Raw genomic sequence first — 14,322 nt, forward strand, 5'->3', positions numbered from 1 at the left:
GGGCGTCTCCCTGGTCAGTCACCGGCGGCGGCCAGCGCCGCCATGATCGGGTCGAGGTCGTCGAGGTCGTCGAGGCGGCGCAGCAGGTCGACGACGGGCGCGCCGGCCGGGCCGGCGTTGCCGAGGAACTTGGCGGCCAGCTCGTCGTCGGTCAGCGGGGTGTCCGGGCCGCCGCCGCTGCGCGGCACCACGCCGCGTACGGTCGTGCCGTCGGCCAGGGTGACCACGACGGAGCCGGGGGCGTCGGCGGCATGCCCGCCGGTGGCGACGATCCGCCAGTGCAGCCGGGCCGCGAGGGCGGTCACGTCGGCGCGGTCGATGGCGTCGGGCCGGTAGCTGGCGGTGGTCAGGTCGCCGTCGAGCAGTGTCGCGGCGACGCTCCACGGCAGCGAGAACTTCGCCGCGTACGGGGTGGCCGGCCGGGTCAGGTCCCGGCCGGGCCCGCAGACCGTGGGTGCCGAGTCGGGGTGCACGTCGACGTCGATCCGGGCGATCGCGGCCGGGTCGGCGGGGAAACCGGGCTGGCGGCGGGCGGCGCGGGCGGCGTCGATCGCGGCGTGCGACAGCTGGCAGGCCGGGTAGGGCTTGATGCCGATCCGGAGGGTTTCCCAGCGTTGGCCGAGGCCGGCGATGATCGACGCTGGGTCGACGGGGCCGGCGGCCAGGGCGTCGAAGACGCCGTGCGGGCCGTCGAAGACGTTCGCCGGGCCGGCCGCGCCGGCGGCGGCGAGCCGGGCGGCGAGGATGCCGGCGTGCGAGGCGAAGCCGGGGTGCAGTTGTTTGGTGGCCGCCCCGGTGTGCAGGAAGGCGAGCAGCCCGCCGGCCTGGCTGCCGGCGATGCCGAGCGCGTCGGTGGCGCGGGCGGTGTCCAGCCGCAGCAGCCGGGCGGTGACCAGCGCGCTGGAGAAGACCCCGGCGACCATGGTGGCGTGCAGGCCGCGGGCGTGGAAGCCGTGCGGGGCGGCGGCGGCGACCCGGCAGACCGTCTCGTACCCGGCGATGGCGGCGTGCAGTACGTCGCGGCCGCTGGCACCGACCTGCTCGCCGACGGCGAAGGCCGCGGGCAGCACCACGGCGGTGGCGTGCACCAGGCCGGCGGCGTGGGTGTCGTCGAAGTCGAGCGCGTGCACCATGGCGCCAGCGGCCAGCGCGGCGGCGGGGGCACCGATCGTGTCCCGGCCACCGAGCAGGGTGGCTTCCGGTGGGCCGCCGAGGTCGCGGGCGACGTGCAGCGCCGGGTCGACGGTGCCGCCGCGCCGGCCGGCCAGGGCGGTGCCGAGGCCGTCGAGCAGGTGCCGTAGCGCGGCCCGCCGGACCGCCGCCGGCGGGTCGAGCGGTCCGGTCGCCCAGTCGGCGAGGGCTGCGGCGATCATCGCGGGCCGGGTCATCGTGCGGTGTCCTCGGAGCCGGCGGCGGCTGGGCCGGGGCTACGGGGAGTGCCGAACGCGCCGGCTGCGGTCAACTCGGCCAGGGTCTGCGGGTCGAGCCCGAGGATGTCGCCGGTGACGGTCGCGAAGTCCTCGTTGCGTTGCGGCGCGCGGCGGTACGCGGGCGGTTCGGCGCCGACCCGCACCGGGCTGGCGAGCTGCGCCACGGTGCCGAACCGGGGGTGTTCGGTGGTGACCAAGAGGTCCCGGGCGGCGGTGTGCTCCTCGGCCAGCGCCGCCGGCACGTCGTTGATCGGCCCGCAGGGGATCGCGGCGGCGTACAGCTGGGTCAGCCACTCCTCGACGGTGCGCTGCCGGAAGATCTGCTCCAGTTCGGCGAGCAGCTCGTCGCGGTTGTCGCGGCGGGTGCCGAAGGTCCCGTACGGCGATCCGGCGGCGGCCCATTCGGGGTGGCCGACGACGTCGGCGAGCCTTCCCCAGAACTTCTCCTTGGCGCAGCCAACCACCATCCAGCCGTCCTTGGCCTGGAAGACCTGGAACGGCACCAGCGACGGGTGCGCCGAGTGATGGGTACGGGTCGGCTGGAAGCCGGCGTTGAGATGCCAGGTGGCCGGGTAGGTGAGCATCGAGATCGCGGTGTCGTAGAGGCTGACGTCGCAGTCCATGCCGACGCCGTCGCGGCGGGCGGCGTGCACCCCGGCGAGCAGCGAGATGGCGGCGACGAACCCGCCAGAGTAGTCGACCAGGGACAGTCCGGACTTGGTCGGTGGTCCGTCGGGTTCACCGGTGAGCTCCATCCAGCCGGCGAGTCCCTGCAGGATGTAGTCGTAGCCGGGTTCGGCCCGACGCGGGCCGGTCATCCCGAAGCCGGTCAGCGAGACGCAGACGATCCGCGGGTTGATGTGCTTGAGGTCGTCGTAGCGAATTCGCATTTTCTCCGGCACGTCGCCACGCAGGTTGGAGAAGACGACGTCGGCGACGGCGACGAGCTTCTCGAACACCTCGCGGCCGGCGTCGGTGGTCAGGTCCAGTGACAGGCTGCGTTTGTTGCGGTTGAACGTCTCGAAGAACAGCGAGTCCTCGTCCTTGGCGTACGGCGGCACGTAGCGGCCGACGTCGCCGCCGGCCCGTGGATCCTCGATCTTGATCACTTCGGCGCCGAGGTCGGCCAGGTGTACGGTGCCGAACGGGCCGGCGCCGTACTGCTCCACGGCGATGATCCGGATGTCGGCCAGCGGCGTCATGCTGCGGCTCCCGTCAGCTCGGCGATCAGCGCGATGATCTCGTCCTGGGCGGCGCGGGTCTCGGCGGCGGGCAGCCCGTGGGTGGGTGGACTCAACTTGACCGAGTCGGCGATGCCCGCGTACCCGGCGATCCGCTCGGCAACCTCGGCGCGGTCACCCGCCAGGGTCAGCGTGTCGACCATCCGGTCGCTGACGGAGTCGGCGAGGTGGTCGGCGCCGGCGCCGGCCCGGAACGCGTCGATCACCTGTTGCTGGTCGTCGGCGAGGCCGTGGAAGGCGAAAAAGTCGGCGTAGGTGCGCACGGTGGCGTAGAAGCCGACCAGGCCGGCGGCGCGGCGGCGGGCCAACGCCCGGTCGTCGGCGACCGAGCAGCAGGCGGAGACGACGACGTCGAGGTCGGCGCGGGTCCGGCCGGCCCGATCGATGCCGGCGGTCAGGTCGGGCAGGATCTGCCCGGCCAGGTACGCCGGAGAGCAGAGTTCGTGGCTGATCCAGCCATCGCCGATCTGCCCGGCCAGCCGGGTCATCAGCGGCCCCATCGCGGCCAGGTAGACCGGGATGCCGGCCGGCGGCACCGGGAACGGGCGTTCGTAGCCGCGGATGCGCATCGGCTCGTGCTCGCCGTCGAGCATCATCGGTTCGCCGGTGGCGCAGTTGGCCCAGAAGTGCCGGATGTTACGGACGGTCTCCCGCAGGTGGGCGACGGGTTTGCCGAAGTCGACGTGGTGCCAGTCCTCGTTGAGTCGCCGGACGCCGGTGCCGAGGCCGAGGATGAACCGTCCATCGGAGAGCTCGTCGAGGTCGAGCGCCTCCAGCGCGGTGATCATCGGGCTGCGGGTGAAGGCCAGCACGATCGAGGTGCCGATCCGGGCGGTCGTGGTGGTGCCGGCCAGCGCGGCGGCGGTGCCGGTGGCACTACGGTGCAGTTCGGAGACCCAGAGCACCTCGGCGCCGGCCTGCTCGGCGCGACGGCCGGCGGCGGCGAGTTCGGCGAGGGTCTCTCCCCAGGGCTGGTAGGTCAGGCGCAGGCTCATCCGGTCGCCTCGTTCTCCAGCGACAGCGGGGTGGCGGCGGCCGGGAAGATCCCCTCGACCTGCTTGGCGCCACGCTTGTAGACGTAGAAGGTACGTTTGAAGGCGCAGACCTGTGCGCCGTCCTGGTTGAGGGTGCGGGTGCGGACCGTCACGATCCCGGCGTACGGGCGAGACCCGGATTCACGCTTGTCGAGCACTAACGATTCACTGTAGAGGGTGTCGCCGGCGAACACCGGGTGCGGCAGGACGATCTCGTTCCAGCCGAGGTTGGCAAAGGCGTTCTGAGTGAGGTCGGTGACGCTCTGCCCGACCGCGATGGCCAGGGTCAGGGTGGAGACGACCAGTGGCCGCTCGAACTCCGACCGGGCGGCGTACTCGGTGTTGAAGTGCATCTGGCTGGTGTTCATCGTCAGCAGGGTGAACCAGGTGTTGTCCGCCTCGGACACGGTGCGCCCGAGGGGATGCTGATAGACGTCGCCGACGCCGAAGTCTTCAAAGAAGCGTCCGGTCCACCCCTGCCGTACCGACATCGACCGATCCTCTCGCCCGCCCGTGAACTGCCACCAGTTTATTTGTCTGACTTTTACGAGTCAAGGGTGAGCGACTCAACCACGCCAACGAAAACGTCCTGCTCAGGTTGAGCAGCATGGCGCAGTTCCGAAACATCAGGTCTTTAGTTGTGAGCGTGCCTTCAGAGCCCGTCGTACGCCCTGCGTACGGTGCTCAGGTGGGCACGCATCGCCGCCTGGGCGCCCTCGGCGTCGCCGGCCTCGACATAGCCGCAGATCTCGGTGTGTTCGGCGTCGATCTGGCTCCAGTACTCCGCCGGCATGTCCCGGTCCGCGGTCCGCGCCTGCAGCACCCTGAAGACCGGCTCGGCCATCACCCCGAGCAGCTGGTTGCCGGTCGCCTCGACCAGCACCCCGTGGAAGGTGCGGTGCTCACGGAACTTTCGGCCCCGGGCCCGGGTCGACTTCTCCCGCTCCACCGCTTGACGCATCAGCACCAGATGTCCGTCGCCGCGGCGCGACGCGGCGAGTCCGGCCGCCGGCACCTCCAGGCACTCCCTCGCCTCCAGCAGATTGTCCAACGTGATGTCCCGGGCCCCGGACATCAGCCCGAAGCTCATCTCCAGATACTCGCTGACCTGATCGAACTGCACCCGGGCCACGAAGGTGCCGCCGGTGGTTCCCCGGGTGGTACGGATCAGGTCCTTTGACGCCAGCACCCGCAACGCCTCCCGGATCGTGCTACGGCTGACCCCGAAGATCTCCGACAGCTCGACCTCAGTCGGCAGCCGGTCCCCCGCGGTCAGCGAGCCGTCCAGGATCCGCTCCCGCAACTGGTCGGCGACCTGCTGGTACGCGGGTTGGACCCGGGTCACCCCGAGCACCCCGGGATCCCGGCGGTGTCCCGGGATCTCCTTATCCGACCGGCTCGTCTGATCGTGCGTCACGTCCTTGGCCATGGTCACTTCGGCTCCGCATCCTTTCGGACCCGCACACCGGAGTGCGGATTCGTCGCGAACCACCACGGTAGGGCATGGCGGACGCCGATCCGCGTCACTGTCGGCCATCCCCAGGCGTCCGGGTGCTCCCGGCGAGCTCGCCGATCAGCGCCCGGGACGCCGCCCGTTCGTCCGGGCTGCCATAGAACTGGGCCGCGAAGGTGGTCGCCCCTGCTCGGCCGTAACGGTCGATCTCGGCCCGCACCTCATCGGCATCGCCGACGATCGCCATCTGGTTGGCCCGCTGCAACCCCTCGCGGTCGAGCATCGTCCGGTAGGACGGCTTGTCGTCGTACCAGCCGAGCACCGGGTCGATCGCCGCGCGGGCCCGGGCCGGGTCGTCGGTGACGCAGACTGCGGCGGTCACCACGATCTCGGGGGGAGGGCGGCCGGCCGTCCGCGCGGCGGCGGTGATCGCCGGTACGGTCAACTCGGTCAGCGTACGCGGGCCGACCATCCAGGTGATCGTGCCGGCGGCAAGGGCACCGGTCAGCTCCAGCATCTTCGGGCCCAGCGCGGAGACCATCACTGCCGGTGCCGGCGGGTCGCCGCTGATCGTCAGGTCGCCCCGGGCGGTGATCACCTCCCCGGAGTAGCGGACCCGCTGGGTCAGCGCGCCGGTCAGCGCGGTCAGGTACTCGCGCATGTAGCGCGCCGGCCGGTCGTAGGACATTCCCCAGCAGGGCCCGACCACCTGCGGATGCGACGGCCCGACCCCGAGTACCAACCGGCCGCCGAGCAGCATGTTGGTGGTCAGCGCCTGCTGGGCCAGGGCCATCGGGTGACGCGGATAGACGGGTACCACGGCTGTACCGATCCGCAGCCTGGTCAGGTGTCGACCGTACGCGCCGATCACGGTCAGCGCGTCGTGCCCGAAGCCCTGGGTCAGCCAGTAGCTGGCGATCCCGTCGGCGTCGGCGGCCCGGAGGTCACGCTCGAGGTCGTCGAGCCGTTCAATGTGGCTGAAGATCCCGTAGTCCATCGTGCCCCTCAGTGCCGGAATTCCCGCATGGACTCGCCGCGCCGGGCGGTCGAGGCGTCGGAGCGGGCCAGCATCGCCAACCCGAACGCCTCGGCTGCGGACCGCTGCGCCTGCACCGCCGTCCACACCGTCTCCACCGTGGTGGTCAGCACGTCGAGCGGATGCTGGGCGATCTCGGTGGCGATGGCCAACGCCCGGTCCACCAGATCGGCCGGAGCGGTCACCTCGGTCACCAGACCGAGCTCCAGCGCCCGGCGGGCGTCGATGCGATACGCGCGCCCGGTCAGCACCATCCGCATCAGCTCGCCGAGCGGCAGCCGCCCCAGCGCGCCGACCGCCTCAACCGGGTTGGCCAGGCCCACGTCGTGGTGGGTGTCGAAGAAGGTCGCCGTCTCGGTGCAGAGCACCACGTCGGCGTCGTTGACGAAGTGCCAGCCACCGGCGCAGCAGTGCCCGTTGACCGCCGTCACCACCGGCTTGTAGACGCTCAGGTCACGGGCGGTCAACGCGACCCGGCCGGCGTGGTCCAGCGACGGACTGGTGACCCCGACGTCGAGGGTGTCGTCGACGTCGAAGCCGGTGCAGAAGCCGCGCTCGCCGGCTCCGGTCAGCACGGCGACGTGCAGGCCGTCGTCGGCACCGAACCAGCGCCAGGTACGCCGCAGTTCGTCGACCATCGCCCGGTCGTAGGCGTTGAGCCGGTGCGGCCGGTCCAGGGTGACCAGCAGCACCCGCCCGTGCCGGGCCAGCGTGAGGGTGCTGGTCGGCGGCGGTTTCACGGCTGCTCCGGGTTTGCCGCGCCGACGCCCGGCGCAGAATCGGGCTCCGGCTCGGGCAGTGGGCGCAGCAGGTAGGAACGCGTCATCCGCAGGACGGTCTCGTCCCGCTGGTTGCGTACGTCGTCGTGCACCACGCCCACGTACATCCGCCCGCCCGGGGTCGGCTCCAACCGCGTCACCTCGATACTCACCCGTAGCGTGTCACCGGCGAACACCGGCCCGGTGTAACGGATCTCGTCGATGCCGAGCGCGGCGTGACAGTCCAGGCCGGCGGCATACCAGGCGGCGTACATGGTCGTCGAGGTGAGCCCGGCGGCGAGCGCGATCAGGCACGGCCCGCCCAGGATCGGCCGGCCGAACCCGGTGCCGCGCATGTACTCGGCGTCGGTGTGCAGCGGGCCATTCTCCCAGGAGACGTTGACGATCGCGGCGAAGTCTCCGTCGGTCAGCGTCCGGGCCGGCGTGAGCAGCACCGCCCCGGCCGCGAACGCGGTCGGCAGCCGGGATCGCAACGCGCCGGTCACGACGCACCCGGCCCGGCGAGTCGGGTGTGTGCCTCGTCGACGACGAGACCACCGTCGTCGGTGGCGGTCATCGTCGAGATGATCTCGTGAGTGAGTTCGCGGCTGACGTCGAACAGCCGGGGATCGTCGTAGCTGCGCGGCAACGGCACCTCGACGTCGACCACCCGGCGTACGGTCGACGGCCGGTTGGACATCAGCACCACCCGGTCGGAGAGCACCGCGGCCTCGAACACGTTGTGGGTGACGAAGACGAACGCCTTGCCCGCCGTCTGGGTACGCAGCTCCAGCAGCAGCTGACGCAGGCTGCGGGCGGTGAACTCGTCCAGCCCGCTGAACGGCTCGTCCATCAGCATCACCGGCGCGTCCAGGACGAACGCCCGGGCCAGCGCGGTGCGCTGCTGCATGCCGCCGGAGATCTGGTGCGGATAGTGGTTCTCGAAGCCGGCCAATCCGACCCGACGCAGCACCGGCATCACCCGGTCGGACCACTGCGCCCGGTCCACCCCGGTCGCCTTCAGGGCGAACTCAACGTTCTGCCGGACTGTCTTCCAGGGCAGCAGCCGCGGCTCCTGGAACACGTAGCTGAACTGCACCCCCGGCGCCCCGCTGCGGATCTCGGCTGTGCCGGTGAAATCGGTGTCCAGCCCGCTGAGCATGTTCAGCACGGTCGACTTGCCGCAGCCGGACGGTCCGACCAGCGCGACGAACTCGCCGTCGGCGATCTCCAGGTTCATCCGCTCGATGACCGTGATGAAGCCGTTGCGGGTGTGGAAGCCCTTGACCAGGTCGGATATGACGATCCGGGCGTCGGCGCTCATCGGGCCCCCTCCGGACGCCAGCGGAACAGCTTGGCCTCGATCGGTTTGAACACCGCCAACTCCAGCACCACCATCAGGATCGAGAAGAACAGCGTGAGTGCGAAGACCTGTTCCATCCGGAAGAGCTGGAACCAGTAGTTGAGCCGGTAGCCGATGCCGTCGGTACGGCCGAGCAACTCGGCGAGGACGACGACCTTCCACACGATGCCGAACCCGAACCGGGCCGAGGCCATCACCGCCGGCAGCACCTGGGGCAGGGTCACCTCCCGGGTACGCAGGCCCCGCGACGCGCCGAGAGTGCGGGCCATCTGGCCGAGCCGGGGGTCGATCGCCTTGACCCCGGACCACATGTTGATCGCGATGATCGGAAAGGACGTCAGGGTGATCGCCACGACGGTGGCGGTGTCGTTGAGGCCGAACATGATGAACGCGACGATCACCCAGCAGAGGCTGGGGATGGTCTGGCCGACGGCGATCCAGATGTCCAGCAGCCCTTCGGCGATCCGGGACAGCCCCATCACCAGACCGACCAGCACACCGAGCACCATGGAGGCGGCGAAGCCGATCAGGATCCGGACCATGGTGACCTGCAGGTCGGTCCAGAAGACCGTCTCCTGCACGCTGGTCACCAACGCCGACGCGGTGGTCCACGGGGTCGGCAGGATCCGCTCCCCGACGGCCAGTGAACCCAGCCACCAGATGACGATCAGCATGAACACGGAGGCGATCCGCAGCGAGACGCCGTGCCGCAGGAAGCGGTGGGCGCCACCGCGCCCACCGCCACCACGGCCCCCCGCCGCGCCACGATCCGCCGCGCCGGCTGTCGCGAGCGCCGGTTGGGTGGTTTCGGACAGGGTCATCGTGCGTCTCCTCGCGAGGCGGGGTGGTCGAGGTCAGACGAACAGTCCGTCGGGCACCTCGGGCAGGAATTCCGGCTCACCGTTCTCGCTCAGGAAGGTGAGCAGCTCGGCGGCCTGCTGCTTCTCCTGCTCGCCCCACTGCTCGACGAGTCGGCCGCGCTGGTTCTCCCAGATCACGTCGAGCACCGCCTGGTCGTCGATGTCGTACAGCTCCCGCAGGGCGGCGTCCCACAGCGACTGGTCGCTGTTGAACCGGGTCTGGTATTCGAGGTTCACATCGACGAAGGCCTGCACGGCCTCCTGGTTGGCGTCGATGAAGTCGGTGGCGAAGTCCCAGCCGGCGGTGAACGCCTGCAGCCCGGTGGCCTCCTCCAGCAGCACGCCGAGGTCGCCCAGCGACCGGTACTCGCCGCTGACCACTCGGTCCGCGCCGGCCGGGTCGATCACCAGCGCCATGTCCACGTCGCCCTCGCCGAGCAGTTCAGCCATCAGGTTCGGGGCGCCGTACTGCACCTCGCAATCGGTGGTGGGGTTGAAGCCGTGGTACTCGCGGCAGAGCGCGAAGAACTGGTTGGTGGAGGAACCGATGGCACTGCCGAACAGTCCGAGCTTGCGCCCGCGCAGGTCGGCGAGGGACTGGATGTCGCTGTCGGCGCGCACCAGGATTCCGTTGGTGGTGCGCTGCAGCGCGAAGACCACCTTGCGGTCGACGCCGGTGGCGACCAGGTTGGCGGTGGACGGGATCCCGCCGAGGCCACCGTCGACCTCGTTGGCCCGGTACGCGGTGTAAACGGCGGCCGCCTCGGCGTACTCCTCGTACTGGATGTCGAGGCCGGCGGCCTCGAAGGCACCGTCGGACATGGCGAGCTTGAACGCGGCGAGCGCCGAGGCCGGTAGTCCGGCGAGTCGGATCGTGGTGAGGCCGCCGTCGGCGGCCCCGGTGGAGTCGGAGTCGGAGTCGCCACTACCGCAGGCGGTCAGCAGTACGCCGCCCATGAACGCGCCGCCGAGACCGGCGAGCACGGAGCGACGGGAGAGGGCGGCACCGGAACTATTGAAGTGGGACACGATGGCCTCCTGATCACGAAGTCCGTGCGGCCGACGGGTGAGCCGCGAGCCGCATCGGGACCTTGGTGCGGATGACACTAACGGCCCCTGAGCAGCCAGTCCACTAAAAGTCAGAGTTTTACCGTACTGACATACTCGCCACTGCTAGCAGCAGCCAACGAGCGGCAGGCACCACGTCCCACAGCGGAACGACGGCGAGAACCGCCACTTACCGGAATTGGTCAGACATTAAAAGTAGAGGCACGCAATCAACCCTTTCCAGGTTGACTGACGTACTCGTCACGGATCGTCCGCTTGAGGATCTTTCCACTCGGGTTGCGCGGCAACTGATCGACCAAGTGCCATTCCCGGGGGACCTTGTACCGAGCCACGTGCTCCCGTACGTAGCCGTCCAGCGCGGAGACGTCGATCTGCTGGCCGTAACGGCTTACCACGAACGCGGCGATCCGCTCTCCGTACACCTCGTCCGGAACGCCGACCACCGCGACCTCGTCCACCGGCCCGTGCCGCGCGATGACCTCCTCGATCTCGCGGGGGAAGATGTTCACCCCACCCGCGATGATCATGTCCTTCTTTCGGTCGACGATCGAGATGAAGCCTTCCTCGTCACGGACCGCTATGTCGCCGACCGAGAAGAACCCGTCGGCGTCGTACCCGGCCCGGGTGGCCTCCTCGTCGTTGAGATAGCCGGTCAGCAACAGCGGCGAACGCGCGTACAGCTCGCCGGGCTCGCCGGGACCGACCTGCGCCCCGTCCTCGTCGACCAGGCGTACCTCGTTCCAGAACCACGGATGGCCCACGCTGCCCGCCCGGTCCAGCGCGAACTCCGGCCGCAGGTTGGTCACGATCGAACACTCCGTCGACCCGTAGAGTTCGTGCACCTCCACGCCGGGGAACGCCTCGATCACCCACTCCTTGAGCGCGACCGGCAACGCGGCGGCGTTGAAGTAGAGGGTCTTCAGCGCCGACAGGTCGTAGCGGGCCACCGGCTCCGGGCAGAACCGGCGGATGTGCTGGGCGTGCGTGGGCACCAGGAAGACCGTCTCCGCCCGGCTGCTCACCATCAGATCGAGCAGCCGCTCCGGATCCCAGGTCGGCAGCACGGTGCAGGAGCCGCCGAGCATCGGTGCCGCGTACGCGAACTCGAAGCCGGCGCCGTGGTACATCGGGGCCACCGCGATCGTGCTGCGGTTCGGGCCCAACCCGTAGTCCAGCCCCACCCCGAACGCGGTCAACACCCGGCCCCGGTGGGTGAGCAGCACACCCTTGGGCCGTCCCGTGGTGCCGGAGGTGTACGTGACACAGAACGGGTCCAGCTCGTCGACCGGCACCTGTGGGTCGACCGCCCGCCCACCGTCGAGGAACCTCCCGTAGTGCTCGCCCACCCCGCCGTCGAAGCTGAGCACCAGCCGCAGGCCGTCGAGCAGCCCGTCGACCCGATCGGCGAGGTCGTCGGCCAGAATGATCCCCTGGACGGCCGAGTGGGCCAGGATGTACGCGTTGTCGGTCACGTTGTTGCGCGGGTTCAACGGCACCGTCGGGATGCCGGCCTTGGCCATCGCCGCGGAGATCTCGAAGTACTCGTACCGGTTGTTGCTCAGCACCGCGATCCGCTCTCCGGGCGCCAACCCCCGGTCCAGGGTCGCACTGGCCAGCTGGCTCGACCGCTGGTGCAGGGCACCGAAGGTGACCTCACGGTCGCCGTCGACCACCGCGACCCGGCGTGGCGTGGCGCGGCCGAACTCCCGGATCCCGGCCGCCATGTTGAGCTGCACACCCGTCACCTTTGGTCCGCCTTTCCCGATTCGTTCATCAGCATGACGGCTTCGGCCTCGGCCACGGGCGCACCGTCGGCGTCAACGGCGGTCCACCGCAGCTCGGCCACGACCTTGCCGCTGGAGGTGCTCCGGCTGGCGAGGCGCTCAATCCGCACCCGCAGCGTGGCGCCGGCCCGGACCAGCTGATGGAACCGCATCCGGCGCAGCTCCAGCAGCGCGATCGCGTCGTCGAGCTGCCCGGACTGCTCGGCCAGGCCGCCCATCAGTAGCAGCACCGCCTGGCCGGGCAGCGGCGGGCCACCGCCACTGCCCGGGTCCGGCGGGTTGAACAACGGATGGGTGTAGCCGCCCCGACTGATCAGGGTGTCGACCAGCTCCGCGGTGACGGTGACCAACGGCGGATCCGCCGACGGCGAGGGCGGGGCCGACGGTTCAGGCAAGGCCGCGGACATCGACGTCCCCCCAGACCGGCTCGCGCTTGTCGACGAACGCCCGGTAGCCCTCGGCCGCCTCGGGCACCTCCTCGTGCAGCCGGGAGAACATCTCGCGCTCGTAGCGCAGGCCCTCCTCCAGCGTCATGGTGTGCACCGAGTTGAGCAGCCGCTTGGTGATCGCCATCGCCGGACGGGACCGGCCGCGCAGCGACGACAGCAGCTTGCCGACCTCGTCGTCCAGCTGCGCCCGGGGTGCGCTGGCCAACGCGACACCCCACTGCACCAGCTCCGGCCCACGCAGCCACAGCGGGGTGAGCATCAGCGCCTTGGCCCGCTGGTCGCCGAGCTTGCGCGGCGCGCGCTGGCTGGAGCCGGCACCGGGCGGCATGCCGAACTCCAGGTGGATGTCGCCGACCTTCGCCTCGTCGGCGGCGATCACGAAATCACAGGCCAGGATCAGCTCGAAGCCACCGGCTCGGGCGAGGCCGTTGACCCGGGCGACGACCGGTACGCCGAGCTGCTCGATGCGACGCAGCACCGCATGGTACGAGCGCAGGAACGGCAGGAAGATCCGTTGTGGGTCGTCGAAGCAGGATTCCAGGAAGTCGATGTCCATCCCGACGCTGAACGCCCGGTCCCCCACTCCGGTGATCACCACGGCCCGCAGGGTGTGATCGACCTCGGCGGCGGCCAGGGCGGCGTCCAGTCCGGCGATCGCCGCCGGCGTCAGGCTGTTCATCGAATCCGGGCCGTCGAGGACGATCGTCATCACCTGGTCGTCGGTGGCGAACCGTACGTCGGTCACGTCGTCGCCTCCCCCACCTTGACGAACAGTTCGACGTCGGTGTCGGCGACGAACGTGGGTGCCGGTGCCCCGGCCGGTACGTGCACCAGCGAGCAGGCGGTCAGGGTCCACCCGGCGACCGTCGCCGTCCCGCTGGTGGTGACGAGGAACCGTTCCCGGTCGACCGGTTGCGGCGTGCCGGTGTACCCGGCCGGTAACCGGACCAACGCACTGCACGCCCCGGTGGCCACGTTGCGGCTCAGCGGCTTGCCGACTGGCACGGTCGGTGACGCGACGCCCGCCGGGCCGGCGGCCGGCGGGGGCGGCCGCACCGCTGCGGCCGCCCCCGCCGGCAGACCGAGTACGCCGGGGTCGAGGCCTGACCAGTTGGCGTCGATCGGTGCCCAGGGCAGATGCCGCGACTCGACCCGGCGCAGGTAGCCGCGCGGTCCGACGCCGCCGGCGGGCGAGCCGGTCTCTCCTACCAGGGCGGCGAGGGCCTGCTCTCCGGCCTGGTGGTCCGGGCAGACCACCCGGGTCACCCGGTCGCTGCCCTCACTGGCGACCGCACCCTCCATGCAGAGGATGTTCTCGAATCCCTCGTCGCTCCAAGCCTTGTGCACCCAACCCGGCGGACGCCAAAAGTAGTCTCCGGCGATCAGCCGCCCCTCGGCGCTGAGTTCGGCGGCACCGTCGAGAAAGTACGCCTCCTCGACGCTGTCGTGGTACGCCTCGCTGAGATCGCGGTAGCCCGCGACCGCCCGGATGTGATCGATCCGTCGGGTGCTGTCACGGTCCAGCCACAACGACCGCATCCAGTACCGGGACAGCAGTTCACGCACCTGGTCGGGGTCGCCGCCGAAGTTGTCGCGGAAGGCGGGCTCCATCGAGTCGTACACCTGCTCGCCGTTGACCCACGGCACGTCCTCGGCGTCGACGATCGTGACTGTCATCCGGGTACCTCCACCTCCCGCCGCCACCAGCGAGTGCGCCCACGGTCTCAGCCTAATATGTCTGACGTTAGTCGGGTAGATATCGGCGTCGGACATCCGAAGCCGGCTCTGTTTCCACCTGGTAGACCAGGAACCGCCAACACATCAGCACTTCCCGACCACACTCTGC

General features: G+C 70.3%; 15 protein-coding genes. All 15 read right to left on the reverse strand.

Features of this window, described 5'->3' with window-relative positions:
- Nucleotides 1-14: 14 nt before the first annotated feature.
- The 15 genes from ACFHWU_RS15295 to ACFHWU_RS15365 all read right to left on the reverse strand — a co-directional run bounded on the left by ACFHWU_RS15295 (nt 15) and on the right by ACFHWU_RS15365 (nt 14,153).
- Nucleotides 15-1,388 (reverse strand): MmgE/PrpD family protein, encoded by a 1,374-nt coding sequence (locus ACFHWU_RS15295; protein ID WP_416590846.1) that lies wholly within the window; start codon nt 1,386-1,388, stop codon nt 15-17.
- Nucleotides 1,385-2,632, reverse strand: a complete 1,248-nt coding sequence (locus tag ACFHWU_RS15300) for a CaiB/BaiF CoA transferase family protein (protein WP_416590847.1) — start codon at nt 2,630-2,632, stop codon at nt 1,385-1,387. Before ACFHWU_RS15300 ends, ACFHWU_RS15295 begins: the two co-directional genes overlap by 4 nt.
- Nucleotides 2,629-3,666, reverse strand: a complete 1,038-nt coding sequence (locus tag ACFHWU_RS15305) for an LLM class flavin-dependent oxidoreductase (protein ID WP_416554219.1) — start codon at nt 3,664-3,666, stop codon at nt 2,629-2,631. The genes ACFHWU_RS15300 and ACFHWU_RS15305 overlap by 4 nt, the downstream gene beginning before the upstream one ends.
- A complete protein-coding gene (locus ACFHWU_RS15310; RefSeq protein WP_281554290.1) occupies nt 3,663-4,196 on the reverse strand; it encodes a MaoC family dehydratase in 534 nt (177 codons plus the stop codon). The genes ACFHWU_RS15305 and ACFHWU_RS15310 overlap by 4 nt, the downstream gene beginning before the upstream one ends.
- 161 nt (nt 4,197-4,357) lie before the next feature.
- Complete coding sequence (locus ACFHWU_RS15315) at nt 4,358-5,134, reverse strand: FadR/GntR family transcriptional regulator (protein ID WP_416590864.1); 777 nt, start codon at nt 5,132-5,134, stop codon at nt 4,358-4,360.
- A gap of 94 nt (nt 5,135-5,228) precedes the next feature.
- The gene (locus ACFHWU_RS15320) at nt 5,229-6,155 is read right to left on the reverse strand and encodes a TIGR03564 family F420-dependent LLM class oxidoreductase (RefSeq protein WP_416590848.1); all 927 of its coding nucleotides are present in this window, start codon (nt 6,153-6,155) and stop codon (nt 5,229-5,231) included.
- Nucleotides 6,156-6,163: 8 nt separating this feature from the next.
- Nucleotides 6,164-6,934, reverse strand: a complete 771-nt coding sequence (locus ACFHWU_RS15325; RefSeq protein WP_416568250.1) for an enoyl-CoA hydratase/isomerase family protein — start codon at nt 6,932-6,934, stop codon at nt 6,164-6,166.
- Complete coding sequence (locus tag ACFHWU_RS15330; protein ID WP_416590849.1) at nt 6,931-7,458, reverse strand: MaoC/PaaZ C-terminal domain-containing protein; 528 nt, start codon at nt 7,456-7,458, stop codon at nt 6,931-6,933. Before ACFHWU_RS15330 ends, ACFHWU_RS15325 begins: the two co-directional genes overlap by 4 nt.
- Nucleotides 7,455-8,276 carry an ABC transporter ATP-binding protein gene (locus tag ACFHWU_RS15335; RefSeq protein WP_281554286.1) on the reverse strand — a complete coding sequence of 274 codons (822 nt, stop codon included), beginning with the start codon at nt 8,274-8,276 and terminating at the stop codon, nt 7,455-7,457. Before ACFHWU_RS15335 ends, ACFHWU_RS15330 begins: the two co-directional genes overlap by 4 nt.
- On the reverse strand, nt 8,273-9,136 hold the full coding sequence (locus tag ACFHWU_RS15340) for an ABC transporter permease (protein WP_289206805.1): 864 nt from the start codon (nt 9,134-9,136) through the stop codon (nt 8,273-8,275). Before ACFHWU_RS15340 ends, ACFHWU_RS15335 begins: the two co-directional genes overlap by 4 nt.
- Nucleotides 9,137-9,169: 33 nt before the next feature.
- Nucleotides 9,170-10,204 (reverse strand): ABC transporter substrate-binding protein, encoded by a 1,035-nt coding sequence (locus tag ACFHWU_RS15345; RefSeq protein WP_416590850.1) that lies wholly within the window; start codon nt 10,202-10,204, stop codon nt 9,170-9,172.
- 248 nt (nt 10,205-10,452) lie between these two features.
- Nucleotides 10,453-11,979, reverse strand: coding sequence for a class I adenylate-forming enzyme family protein (locus tag ACFHWU_RS15350; protein WP_416590851.1), 1,527 nt, complete (start codon nt 11,977-11,979; stop codon nt 10,453-10,455).
- A 5-nt stretch (nt 11,980-11,984) separates the two neighbouring features.
- Nucleotides 11,985-12,377 carry a hypothetical protein gene (locus ACFHWU_RS15355; protein ID WP_416554206.1) on the reverse strand — a complete coding sequence of 131 codons (393 nt, stop codon included), beginning with the start codon at nt 12,375-12,377 and terminating at the stop codon, nt 11,985-11,987.
- A gap of 37 nt (nt 12,378-12,414) precedes the next feature.
- A complete protein-coding gene (locus tag ACFHWU_RS15360) occupies nt 12,415-13,221 on the reverse strand; it encodes an enoyl-CoA hydratase/isomerase family protein (RefSeq protein ID WP_416554204.1) in 807 nt (268 codons plus the stop codon).
- On the reverse strand, nt 13,218-14,153 hold the full coding sequence (locus ACFHWU_RS15365; protein WP_416590852.1) for a hypothetical protein: 936 nt from the start codon (nt 14,151-14,153) through the stop codon (nt 13,218-13,220). Before ACFHWU_RS15365 ends, ACFHWU_RS15360 begins: the two co-directional genes overlap by 4 nt.
- Nucleotides 14,154-14,322 lie beyond the last annotated feature (169 nt).

The organism is Micromonospora sp. LOL_015 (genome assembly GCF_048060275.1).
Classification (GTDB): domain Bacteria; phylum Actinomycetota; class Actinomycetes; order Mycobacteriales; family Micromonosporaceae; genus Micromonospora_E.